The organism is Pseudomonas sp. HP_14 (genome assembly GCF_055283875.1).
Map to the genome: position 1 here is coordinate 142,723 of NZ_JBTOQI010000008.1, position 11,288 is coordinate 154,010.

Annotated in this window: 9 protein-coding genes and 1 pseudogene; 4 read left to right on the forward strand and 6 right to left on the reverse strand. The window is 57.2% G+C overall.

Going from position 1 to position 11,288, the window contains the following annotated elements; genetic code table 11:
* The first annotated feature begins 36 nt into the window (after nucleotides 1-36).
* Both ACYASS_RS08245 and ACYASS_RS08250 read left to right on the forward strand, forming a co-directional pair.
* On the forward strand, nucleotides 37-507 hold the full coding sequence (locus ACYASS_RS08245; RefSeq protein WP_243248113.1) for a MarR family transcriptional regulator: 471 nt from the start codon (nucleotides 37-39) through the stop codon (nucleotides 505-507).
* A 221-nt stretch (nucleotides 508-728) separates the two neighbouring features.
* Entirely contained in the window at nucleotides 729-1,922 is a 1,194-nt protein-coding gene (locus ACYASS_RS08250) for a benzoate/H(+) symporter BenE family transporter (protein WP_463585769.1), read from the forward strand.
* A 132-nt stretch (nucleotides 1,923-2,054) separates the two neighbouring features.
* Here the strand turns inward: ACYASS_RS08250 and ACYASS_RS08255 are convergent, their stop codons facing one another.
* The 3 genes and pseudogenes from ACYASS_RS08255 to ACYASS_RS08265 all read right to left on the reverse strand — a co-directional run bounded on the left by ACYASS_RS08255 (nucleotide 2,055) and on the right by ACYASS_RS08265 (nucleotide 5,267).
* Nucleotides 2,055-2,936 (reverse strand): methyl-accepting chemotaxis protein, encoded by an 882-nt coding sequence (locus ACYASS_RS08255; protein ID WP_463585776.1) that lies wholly within the window; start codon nucleotides 2,934-2,936, stop codon nucleotides 2,055-2,057.
* A pseudogene (locus ACYASS_RS08260) lies at nucleotides 2,916-4,034 on the reverse strand (HAMP domain-containing protein); the annotation flags it as partial. The pseudogene ACYASS_RS08260 and the gene ACYASS_RS08255, both read right to left, overlap by 21 nt.
* A 300-nt stretch (nucleotides 4,035-4,334) precedes the next feature.
* Nucleotides 4,335-5,267, reverse strand: a complete 933-nt coding sequence (locus tag ACYASS_RS08265) for a S66 peptidase family protein (protein WP_463585770.1) — start codon at nucleotides 5,265-5,267, stop codon at nucleotides 4,335-4,337.
* Between ACYASS_RS08265 and ACYASS_RS08270 the strand changes: the two genes are divergently transcribed.
* Nucleotides 5,257-5,466, forward strand: a complete 210-nt coding sequence (locus ACYASS_RS08270) for a hypothetical protein (RefSeq protein ID WP_463585771.1) — start codon at nucleotides 5,257-5,259, stop codon at nucleotides 5,464-5,466. The genes ACYASS_RS08265 and ACYASS_RS08270 overlap by 11 nt on opposite strands.
* Here the strand turns inward: ACYASS_RS08270 and ACYASS_RS08275 are convergent.
* A complete protein-coding gene (locus tag ACYASS_RS08275; protein ID WP_463585772.1) occupies nucleotides 5,453-5,947 on the reverse strand; it encodes a hypothetical protein in 495 nt (164 codons plus the stop codon). The genes ACYASS_RS08270 and ACYASS_RS08275 overlap by 14 nt on opposite strands.
* Before the next feature lie 323 nt (nucleotides 5,948-6,270).
* On the opposite strand from ACYASS_RS08275, the gene ACYASS_RS08280 reads away from it, so the two are divergent.
* Nucleotides 6,271-7,275 carry an NADP-dependent oxidoreductase gene (locus tag ACYASS_RS08280; RefSeq protein ID WP_463585773.1) on the forward strand — a complete coding sequence of 335 codons (1,005 nt, stop codon included), beginning with the start codon at nucleotides 6,271-6,273 and terminating at the stop codon, nucleotides 7,273-7,275.
* Between the two features lie 130 nt (nucleotides 7,276-7,405).
* Here the strand turns inward: ACYASS_RS08280 and ACYASS_RS08285 are convergent, their stop codons facing one another.
* Together ACYASS_RS08285 and ligA are read right to left on the reverse strand one after the other, a co-directional pair.
* A complete protein-coding gene (locus tag ACYASS_RS08285; RefSeq protein WP_463585774.1) occupies nucleotides 7,406-8,572 on the reverse strand; it encodes a zinc-binding metallopeptidase family protein in 1,167 nt (388 codons plus the stop codon).
* 173 nt (nucleotides 8,573-8,745) lie between these two features.
* Nucleotides 8,746-11,109: an NAD-dependent DNA ligase LigA gene (ligA, locus tag ACYASS_RS08290; protein WP_463585775.1), complete on the reverse strand. Its 2,364-nt coding sequence runs from the start codon at nucleotides 11,107-11,109 to the stop codon at nucleotides 8,746-8,748.
* Nucleotides 11,110-11,288 lie beyond the last annotated feature (179 nt).

Sequence of the window (11,288 nt, forward strand, 5' to 3'; positions counted from 1 at the left end):
GACCGAAATTACGACGCCGGACCTAGATACGTCAATATGCTTGACCTTAAAAACTCCGCATCTCAGCAAATCGCCATGGAAGCTTTTTTCTTCGGCTATCAGGCATTCACGGCCAAAGCAGACGAAATGCTTGCCCGACGGGGCTTCAGCCGCGTGCATCAGCGCATCGTCTTTTTCATCGCTCGCTACCCTGGCTTGAGCGTGAAAGAGCTGCTCAGCGTGCTCGGCGTGAGCAAGCAAGCGCTGAATGCACCGCTGCGCCAACTGATTGCCATGGATCTGGTCCAGAGCGCAGCCCCGGACAGCGACAAGCGCAAGCGTTTACTCGGGCTGACCGAAGAAGGCGTGAAATTCGAACAGGCATTGCGCCGCGAACAGGTGAAGCTGCTGCAACGGGTATTTGCCGAGGCGGGTCGCGAGGCGGTCGACGGTTGGCTGCAAGTCAACGAGGCGCTGGGCAAAACGTTGCAGAGCGGTGCGCGGCCTGTTTCTCGTGAGGATGATTAAAAATCCAGCACCGGACCTGTAGGCCTCGCTTTTAGCCGACAGAGGCCGGTCCATTCGCAGATAATCCTTCGGCCCTACGGGCTCTCTGTTGCTGAGCTGAACGATTGCCCTCAGCACATCGTAACTGTACTCACGTTTACGAATGCCGCTGTATCGCAACACCCTGATAGCACTACGTTTACGCTTGTCGCCTGCCGTTGCACACGCTCAAGGATGGATCGATGAACGCTTCAAACCCCACCCGTCTGCGCCCTCTCGCCGATACGTCGCCCGCCGCCATCGTCGCAGGCTTCATTGCCATGATGACGGGCTGCACCAGTTCGCTGGTGCTGATGTTCCAGGCTGGCCAGGCCGCAGGGCTCACCAGTGGGCAAATCTCTTCGTGGATCTGGGCATTATTCATGGGCATGGCCGTGTGCAGCATCGGCCTGTCCTTACGCTACAGAACACCCATCACCGTGGCATGGTCGACCCCCGGCGCAGCGCTGCTGATTACCAGCCTGGGCGGCGTGGCGTATCCCGAAGCGATCGGCGCCTTCATTACCTGCGCAGTTCTAGTGATCATCTGCGGCGTGACCGGCAGCTTTGACCGGCTGGTAAAAAAGCTTCCGGCATCCCTTGCAGCGGCTTTACTGGCGGGCATTCTGTTCAAGATCGGCAGTGAAATCTTCGTCGCCGCCCAACACCGTACCGCACTGGTACTGGGCATGTTCTTTACCTATTTGCTGATCAAGCGGTTCTCCCCACGCTACGCAGTGCTGGCCGCTTTGCTGGTAGGTACGGCATTGTCTGGATGGCTAGGTTTACTGGATTTCAGCGGTTTCAAACTTGAAGTGGCGATGCCCGTCTGGACCACGCCGGAGTTTTCCCTGGCAGCAACCGTCAGCATTGGTATTCCGCTATTTGTGGTCGCCATGACCTCACAGAATATGCCGGGCGTCGCAGTGTTGCGCGCGGATGGTTACCACGTGCCCGCTTCGCCGCTGATTTCCGCAACCGGCATCGCCTCACTGGTTTTGGCTCCATTCGGTTCCCACGGGATCAACCTCGCCGCTATCAGTGCAGCTATTTGCACCGGCGCCCATGCTCACGAAGATCGTGAAAAACGTTACACCGCTGCAGTCTGGTGCGGAGTGTTCTACGCCATTGCCGGGATCTATGGCGCAGCATTAGCCGCGCTGTTCGCCTCATTCCCCAAGGAACTGGTGTTGTCGATCGCCGCGCTTGCGCTGTTCGGCTCGATCATCAATGGCCTGACAGTCGCCATGAACGAACCCAAAGAGCGTGAAGCTGCCCTGATCACCTTTATGGTGACCGCCTCGGGCCTGACCCTGCTGTCCATTGGCTCTGCGTTCTGGGGGATTGTGGCGGGGGTTCTGACGTTGGTGATCCTGAATGGGCGTTCACGCCGCTAGAGGCAGGTAGAGGCCGTTCGCTTCGAATACATGCGACCTGCAGGAGCTGCCGAAGGCTGCGATGGCGCTGCATCAGGCTAAGTGCTTCGCAGCCTTCGGCAGCTCCTACAGGCCCGCAAAAACTCAGTCACCCTACAACCTGAAATGCCCAACCATCCCTTTCAGCTCGGTTCCCAGCGACGCCAGCTCAATACTCGACGTCGCATTGCCTTGCATGGCCACAGCGGACTGATCGGCGCTCGCGCGAATGCTGGTGACGCTGCGGTTGATCTCTTCAGCCACTGAAGTCTGCTCTTGTGCCGCGGCTGCGATTTGCTGATTCATTTGCTGAATCATCGACACTGCCGACGCAATGCTGCCCAGTGCACTTTCGGTTTGCAGCACATCGCTGACTGCAAGTTTGACCAACTCACCGCTGCTCTGGATCTGCGCCACAGAGGCGGACGCACCGTTGCGAAGACTGCTCACGAGACGTTCGATTTCTTCCGTGGATTGCTGAGTACGTTTGGCCAGAGCCCGTACTTCATCGGCAACCACTGCAAAGCCTCTTCCCTGCTCACCCGCACGCGCAGCTTCGATGGCCGCGTTCAGTGCTAAAAGATTGGTCTGTTCGGCCACGCTTTTGATCACCCCCAGCACTGTGCCTATGTTCTGGATTTCAGCACTGAGGTTTTCAATACTGCTGCTCGCTGATGCCGACGAACTGGCCAGTTGCTCGATACGCTGCAGGCTCTGGCGTACCACGGTCTGACCGCTGGTAACTTTATCGTCGGCACTCTGCGCAGCCAACGCCGCCTCCTCGGCATTACGGGCGACATCATGCACCGTTGCCGTCATTTGGTTCATGGCGGTCGCAACCTGGTCGGTCTCCTCCTGCTGACTGCTGACTTCGCGATGGGTTTGCTCGGTCACGGCTGAAAGGGAATGCGCCGAGACGGCCAGTTGATCGATGCCTGCTTGCAGCCCCCTGACAATACCGCTCAAACCAGCGCCCATCTGCTGCATGGCGAGCATTAACTGGCCGATCTCATCCCGACGCTGTACATCAATGCCACCGCTCAGATCACCTGCAGCAATACGTCGAGCAATGGCAATCACACTTCGCAGTGGCCGAACAATCAGGCGGGTGATCAACAGCGAAGCAATGACTCCTACCAACAAAGCAACCACCGATGAACCGATAATCTGCAAGGTGTTGATGCCAAGCTGCGTCTGCATGGACTGATCTTCAGCAGCGTAGGCCTGTTTGACCTGCTCGACGACCTGCCTTGCATTGGCTGCCAACTGCAACGAGACCTGCGCCTCGCTGGCAAGCAGATCGGTGTACTCGTTGAGCTTTTCGGTGAAGTTGACGATATGCGTGCTGACCTCCCCCAACACCGTCAGGTACCCCTCATCCTTGACCACCCCTTTGAGTTCTTCAGCCAACGCCTTGGCCTCATCGGCCTGTTCGATCCGGCCGGTTTTAACCTCGTCACCCGAGCCTGTCTTGCGACTCTTGTCAAGGCGCACACGGGCCTCATCCATGGCCTGCATCATCAATCTGGAAACCTGACTGACCTGGTTGGCCTGCTCAATGAACTTCGAGCCCTGCTCGCCCTTCGAGTCCTTGAGCCCATAGGCCCCGTCATCTGCCAGTCCGGCCTGCAGGACATCTAAATTGTTGGCAACGCTTGATACCGACCAACTGGCCATTTCCAGAGCAATATCCTTGCTCTGGCTGATATCGACGAATTGATCGAAGGACTTGCGGTAGGCAACCAGCGTCTGCTGAACCTCGGTCATGCGCGACTCGCTGGCGGGGGACTGGCTTTTCAGTTGTTCGGCGAGTGCATTCAATTCATCGACGCCAGTGTGCAGTTGCTCAACCAACTTAGGGTCGCTATGCAACGCGTATTCCTGCTCAAGCAATCGAACCTTGAGCAGCCCGCTGTTCAGGGACGACATCTGCTTCAACCCATCGAAATGCACGCTGATACTTTTAAGCGACCAGACACCAATGGCCGCCACCAACGCAGTCAGGAGCAAAACCAGCGTAAAACCAACGCCAAGTTTTTTCGACATTCCGAGGTTGGCTACGCGAGCTTGCACGGCCGAAATCATAGCGCTCATCTCCGTTCGATCACTCAAAGCGTGAAGGCCACTGAATCAGTACCTTTTCATCACGTCATTCAATAATCGTGCAGATTCGCAACGGCTTCAGGGATGTACAAGAGATTGACGCCGAGATAATGGCTAATAGCTATGCCGGAGTCGTTTTCAGGATGGATTCGACACACGATGCTGACCACACCCAGTCCACGACACTGAAATTTTCAGCGAAACCAGCTCGACTGCGCTGCTCGAACGCCTCTAAAAGCCCGATTTGAAGCAATGACCAAGGTTCGAGCGCTGAACATGTGCAAGGCAGGTTCAGCGAGTGGCAGCACCTACTTGCAAGGTACCGGCATCCGCATCAAGGGTGGCCTCAACGCCCAATGGCACTGCGTAATTGACCGCGTCATGACCGATGGAAAGGCCACCCAGTACAGGAATGCCCAGATCGCCAAGTCGCTCCATCAATACGCTTGAATGGGTGATCGAGCCTGTAGACCCCTTTGGCTCACTGAACTGACCTACAGCGATACCCGCCAGGCCCTCTAAAGCGCCGCTGTTAAGCAGGTGGGTAAGCAAGCGGTCGACGCGATAGGCCGCTTCGCTCACATCCTCGATCAACAGAATGGTGCCGTTCAGATCCGGCATGTAATCAGTGCCCACGCTGCTGCTCAGGATGCTCAGATTGCCGCCCAGCAATACGCCGCGGGCGCTGCCCCGGGTACGCACATCAAAAGTGGCTTCGGCTGGACTGGCTGTCACCAGAACCGGTTCGATGCTCATGGTCGCTTGCCGCAGGCCACTGGCAAACACGCCTCCCCTTTCCAGCTGGCTGGCCACCGGGCCGTGAATGGTTGCCAGTCGGGCATGCTCCCAGAGCGCACCGTGAAAAGCCGTGATGTCGGAAAACCCGATTACCAGTTTTGGATCACGCCGCACTGCATCGAAGTCCAGATGCCTAACGATACGTTGTGCGCCATAGCCACCACGATTGCAGAATATTGCGCGAATTTCCGGATCAGCCAGCGCAGCATTGAAGTCAGCAAGCCGATGTTCATCTGTCCCGGCATAAAAGGAATGAGTGTCCAGTGCGTGAGGGTAAATTCGAGGTTTGAGACCCCAACCTTTAAGAACCTCAACCGCACTTTCGACCTTCCCTGCCGCGACCGGACCAGCCGGTGAGACCAGGGCGACTGCATCTCCGGGGCGCAGGACGTTTGGGTAGAGGGTAGGCACACAAATGGAAGACATTACGGCAACTCAAGTTTCAGGCAATGCGACTAATGTAGATCAGTCTGGGCTATTGATCTACCTGCATAACTATTTACCCTGGAATATCGATCGTCTTGTCACCCCTCTGCACACCGGCGGTGGTGAGCCTCCCCTCAAGCTTTATTCAGCACTTCCCGCTCAAGCAGCTAATCCTGTATCGCCAACTATCGCTTTATAACCTTAGTGCAGACTTCTGTGCCTCGCCCACCGGGTCCTTTCCCCTCTTTCGAAGTACGCATGTAATCCGGCAGGTAATAAGACTTGTGTAACGTTGTAATGTAATTTCCGCCTGAGTCCTGATCATGGCTAATCAGTGCCAGACCGACGCCACGATCCGTGGGTGCCTGTTTGCTGTCGTTGGCAAAATACATCGCCAGGGATTGACCCTGTGCTGCGGCATACCCCGAGAACGTTGAGGCATGCCCATCGATATCGACGTCCAGCTTGAACTGATAAGCGCCAAAGCCCTGCTGAAAATGACTGGCCTGCTCGTCCAGCTTTAACGTCAAGGCGCCTTTAAATGCGCCGTCATGGCTATCGAACCCTGTGCAGGTATAGTCACCGGAGATATGCAGAGGATCTGCAGGATTAGCGACTGCCTGAGCAGCGAACGAAACAGCCATGACCAGTGCGGCAAGAGAGCTTATTGTCTTCTTCAATGTATGACTCCATTTGAAATAGTGCGCCCCTCACTCGGGGAGCGGCACTTTTCCATAAATGAAGAGGTCACAACACCCTGCAATACCACGCAAATCTTACTGCACATTTCTAAACGGCTATTTAGTCATACTTGCATACACACCCGTAAAAACTTACACATTAATCACACCGGAATTACCTGCCACGCTTGAAAAAACGGAGCCTTTTATATAAGGCGCCTCATCATCGAACTGGATCGAATCGTATTCGCAAGCTGATCTTCACTTGCCGGGCACCGAGTCAGAGACTTCAATAAACGTTTAACCTCTCACAAGGAGCTGCCATGAGCACCCAGACTAACCGCCAATTCCTGCTAGCAAAACGCCCGGTCGGCGAGGCGAGCCGCGGAGACTTTACCTATCAGGAAGTACCGGTCGGCGAACTGAACAGTGGGCAGATTCTGGTCAGAAATCACTATCTGTCGCTGGACCCAGCAATGCGCGGCTGGATGAATGAAGGCAAGTCGTACATTGCTCCAGTCGGGTTGGGCGAAGTGATGCGGGCGCTGGGCGTGGGCGAAGTTGTTGGCTCGCAAAATGATCAGTTCGCCGTGGGTGATTTTGTCCAGGGTGCACTGGGTGTTCAGGATTACTTCCTGGGTGAGCCTAAAGGCTTCTACAAGGTAGACCCGAACCTTGCCCCGCTGCCCCGTTATCTCTCCGCTCTGGGCATGACCGGCATGACCGCCTATTTCGCCCTGCTGGATGTAGGCGCGCCGCAAAGTGGCGACACTGTAGTGATATCCGGAGCTGCGGGCGCAGTAGGCAGTGTGGCCGGGCAAATCGCCAAATTGAAAGGCTGCCGCGTCATCGGTATCGCGGGCGGCAAGCAGAAATGTGAATCACTGATCAATGAACTGGGATTCGATGGGGTTATCGATTACAAGAGCGAAGATGTGCTGGCAGGGTTGAAGCGTGAATGCCCCAATGGCGTGAACGTTTACTTCGACAACGTGGGTGGCGACATCCTTGATGCGGTGCTCAGCCGCCTGGCACCCAAGGCGCGGGTCGTGATCTGTGGCGCAATCAGCCAGTACAACAACACATCGCCGGTCAAGGGCCCCAGCAACTACCTGTCGCTACTGGTCAACAGGGCTCGCATGGAGGGCTTCGTGGTCATGGATTACGCGAGCAAGTTCGCCGCTGCAGGTCAGGAGATGGCCGGATGGATGGCCCAGGGCAAACTCAAGAGTCGTGAAGACATCGTTGACGGACTGGAAACCTTCCCCGAAACATTGCAGAGGTTGTTCAAGGGGGAGAATTTCGGGAAGTTGGTGTTGAAGGTTTAGTCCTGGAGTAAGCAACTCGTTGCCATAACTCAATCTGTAGGAGCTGCCGGAGGCTGCGAAAGCATTCTGCCTGACTCACCGCATCGCAGCCTTCGGCAGCTCCTACAGATCTGCGTGATGGCGCAAGTCCCTACTGTGCCTGCAATACTTCATCCGCTTTGCCGCCCGCATCCTGGATCACCAAGTGAATGAAATGCAGTTTCGTGATCACCGCAGGGGGCAGAATGAACGGGTAGAAGTCCGGCTGGCCCATGCTGCGTGACAGTTCGTTAAGCATGCCCGCCAATTCGATCCAGGCGTTGACGAACGACAGGAAGGCCGGTCCGCCGGGGTGCTGAGGGTCGTAGAGTGTCTCCAGCGGGAAGGGCTGATAATCCAGGTCCATCTCGCGGGCGCTCATGCCAAAACCCAGTGCCGTATCGACCGCATCCATCATGTGCAGGTAATGTGCCCAGGTTTCAGCCCAGTCTTCCCACGGATGCATGGTGGCATAGGCACTGACGAAATTTTGCTGCCAGTCGGCAGGCGCTCCGTGCTGATAGTGATGATCCAGCGCTTCGGCATAACTGGCGCGTTCATCGCCGAACAGGTTGCGATACCCATCCTGCCACCACGTGTTCGCGATCAAGCGATCCCAATAGTAGTGCCCTACTTCATGGCGGAAATGCCCAAGCAGGGTTCGATACGGCTCGTGCATTTGCACACGAATTTTCTCGCGATGGGCGTCGTCCGCCTCTTTGATATCCAGGGTGATCAGGCCATTGGCGTGGCCCGTGGTAGGCGCCTTGCCTTCCAGATCGATACCCAGAAATTCAAAGGCCAGCCCACGCTCTTCATCCTGGGTCTTGGGAACGACTTTCAGCCCGAGAGAGATCAACTGCGCAACCAGTCGGCGCTTGGCCGTTTCTACCTTGCACCAACGCTCGCCGTTTTCCGGGATCGACAAATCTGGAATGGTTCGGTTGAGGCTACAGGCGATGCAGAATTCGCCGCTATCGTACGCAGGAAACAGCCAGTTGCAGGCAGCAGGGGTATCGAGGTTGGCGCAACGCCGATACAGCCCGGCTCCGGGTTCATCACTCAACCGCCAGGTGTCTTGATCGGGACCGGGTTCAAGGGCAGCAATTCGCCCCTGCTCCGGCAGGTAACCCAGCGCAGCCGAGCAGGCCAGGCACCGGGTATTGGGAAAGAATACTGACTGGCCACACTGACATTGCCAGACCTTGCTATTACGCCGGGTTTCGCCAACGAAGGGTGCAGCAATGCGAGAACTGAGCTGTTCGAAAAACCGGTACATGGCGATCTCCTGGTGGGCCAGCATGCACTAGATCATCGCCGGTGGTGGTCGTTCCGTTGCAACTGATGAAGCACAAGACCCGGTAGGAGCGAATTCATTCGCGAGGTGGTTTGTCAGAGGCGGGCATCTTTCAGGCTGACCGCCTCGCCAATAAGTTGGCTCCTATGTAAAGGTCATTCCGCATTAATGCCATGTTTGCTCAAGAAAGCCACGAACGCCTCCTCATCCAGCACTTTCAAACCCAGCTCGTTGGCTTTGGTCAGCTTTGACCCTGCCCCTGGCCCGGCGACCACAGTGTGGGTTTTCGCCGATACCGAACCCGACACCTTGGCGCCCAGGCTTTCCAGCTTTTCCTTGGCGACATCGCGGCTCATCAGTTCAAGAGAACCGGTCAGGACCCAGGTCTGACCGGTCAATGGCAAGCCTTCGACGACTTTTTTCTCGCTCTGCCAGTGCATGCCGAAGTCTTTCAACTGGGCTTCGATGGTCATGCCACGCTCGGCGTTCTCCGGTTTATCGAAGAACTCCCGTACCGCCCTGGCCTGTTTCTCCGGCAAGGCCTGACGCATGTCCAGCCAGTCGGCCTTGATGATGCCTTCCAGCGAGCCGAACTTGTCAGCGAGCTTCTGCGCGGCGCCGGGGCCAACCGACGGGATGTTCAGTTTGTCGATCATGCCGCCCAGCGTTGCGCTGGCAGCGAATTCAGCACCGAGCTCGCCCTCATCCTGCAACTGCAGGCCGCGCTCGCCCAGGAGCGCGTCAATGACGTTCTGGTTATGCTCATCTTCGAAAAAGCTGTGAATTTCGTGAGCCACTTCCAGGCCCACATCCGGCAGATAGGTCAGCACTTCAGGCAAGGCCTGTTTGACCCGTTCCAGCGACGCCAGCGAACGGGCCAGGACCTTGGCGGTCTCCTCGCCCACATCCGGAATACCCAGCGCGTAGATGAAACGCGCCAGTGTCGGTTGCTTGCTGTCTTCAATCGCTTTGAGAAGTTTTTTGCTGGAGATTTCCGCAAAACCTTCCAGATCGACGATTTGATCGAACGTCAGTGCGTACAGATCGGCTGGCGAACCGATCAGTTTTTCGTCCACCAATTGTTCGATAGTTTTATCACCCAGACCTTCGATATCCATCGCCCGCCGAGAGACGTAATGGATGATCGCCTGCTTGAGTTGCGCGCCGCAGGCCAGTCGCCCGACGCAACGATACACCGCACCTTCGCTGACGGTTTCCTTGCCCTTGCTGCGCTTGATCAGCTGCGTGCGCTCGACATGAGAACCGCACACCGGGCAGGTTTGCGGGATTTCCACAGCCCGTGCGTCTTCGGGTCGACGCTCCAGCACCACCTGAACGACTTGCGGAATCACATCGCCTGCGCGACGGATGATCACGGTATCACCGATCATCAGCCCCAGACGTGCCACTTCGTCCATGTTGTGCAGCGTGGCGTTGGCAACCGTCACACCTGCTACCTTGACGGGCTTGAGCCGTGCGACCGGAGTAACGGCGCCTGTACGCCCGACTTGAAACTCGACGTCGAGCAATTCCGTGAGCTCTTCCATCGCCGGGAATTTATGAGCAATGGCCCAACGCGGCTCCCTGGCACGGAAACCCAGTTCGCGCTGTGAAGCCAGATCGTTGACCTTGAACACCACACCGTCGATTTCGTAGCTGAGGCCCAAACGCCGCTCGCCAATATCGTGGTAATACGCCAGGCATTCGTCGATGCCGTTCGCCAGTTTCAGCTCTCGGCTGACCGGCATGCCCCATTCCTTGAGCTGGTTCAGGTTGCCGATATGGGTGTCGGAAATTTCCGTAGATACTTGGCCGAGACCGTACGCACAGAATTCCAGCGGACGATTGGCAGTAATCTTCGAGTCCAGTTGGCGCAGGCTACCTGCCGCTGCGTTCCGGGGGTTGGCGAAGGTCTTGCCGCCGACTTCCGCCTGACTCGCATTAAGGCGCTCGAAGCCCGCCTTGGACATGAACACCTCCCCACGTACTTCCAGCACGTCAGGCCAGCCGGTACCGTGCAGCTTCAGCGGGATGTTGCGCACGGTGCGCACATTGATGCTGATGTCTTCGCCGGTAGTACCGTCACCACGTGTGGCACCACGCACCAGCGCACCGTCGCGATACAGAAGGCTGACCGCCAGACCGTCGAGCTTCGGCTCGCAGCTGTACTGCACGTTCGCGCCGTTACCGAAAAGATCGCCGACAGGCAGATCCAGCCCTTCCGTTACGCGGCGGTCAAACTCACGCATGTCGACTTCTTCGAAGGCGTTGCCCAGGCTGAGCATCGGCACTTCATGGCGTACTTGTGTAAACGCCGACAGTGCCGCGCTACCAACCCGCTGAGTAGGCGAATCCGGCGTCACGAGGTGTGGATTTTCTGCTTCAAGGGCTTTGAGTTCATGGAACAGCCGGTCGTACTCAGCATCCGGAATGCTGGGCTCGTCGAGAACATGATAGCGGTAGTTGTGCTGATCCAGCTCGGCGCGCAATTCAAGGATTCGGGTTTCGGCGGCTTTCATGCGGTGTTCTCTTCAAAAGCAAAAGAGCAGCCTAGGCTGCTCCGGTGTTGGTGCTCTGTGGGTTCGACCGTAGGAGCGGGGGGGGGGGGGGGGGGGGGGGGGGGGGGTCGGGGGGGGGTCGGGCGCGCAACACGGGCGACGCCCGCCAGCGCACGACGAGGGCGGGGGGCGCGGGAGAA

Excerpts from the sequence above, each read along its gene's own strand:
- ACYASS_RS08245 (WP_243248113.1), top strand. The coding sequence starts at position 37 with ATGCTTGACCTTAAAAACTCCGCATCTCAGCAAATCGCCATGGAAGCT.
- ACYASS_RS08250 (WP_463585769.1), top strand. The coding sequence starts at position 729 with ATGAACGCTTCAAACCCCACCCGTCTGCGCCCTCTCGCCGATACGTCG.
- ACYASS_RS08255 (WP_463585776.1), bottom strand. The coding sequence starts at position 2,936 with ATGCTCGCCATGCAGCAGATGGGCGCTGGTTTGAGCGGTATTGTCAGG.
- ACYASS_RS08270 (WP_463585771.1), top strand. The coding sequence starts at position 5,257 with ATGGAAGACATTACGGCAACTCAAGTTTCAGGCAATGCGACTAATGTA.
- ACYASS_RS08265 (WP_463585770.1), bottom strand. The coding sequence starts at position 5,267 with ATGTCTTCCATTTGTGTGCCTACCCTCTACCCAAACGTCCTGCGCCCC.
- ACYASS_RS08280 (WP_463585773.1), top strand. The coding sequence starts at position 6,271 with ATGAGCACCCAGACTAACCGCCAATTCCTGCTAGCAAAACGCCCGGTC.
- ACYASS_RS08285 (WP_463585774.1), bottom strand. The coding sequence starts at position 8,572 with ATGTACCGGTTTTTCGAACAGCTCAGTTCTCGCATTGCTGCACCCTTC.
- ligA (WP_463585775.1), bottom strand. The coding sequence starts at position 11,109 with ATGAAAGCCGCCGAAACCCGAATCCTTGAATTGCGCGCCGAGCTGGAT.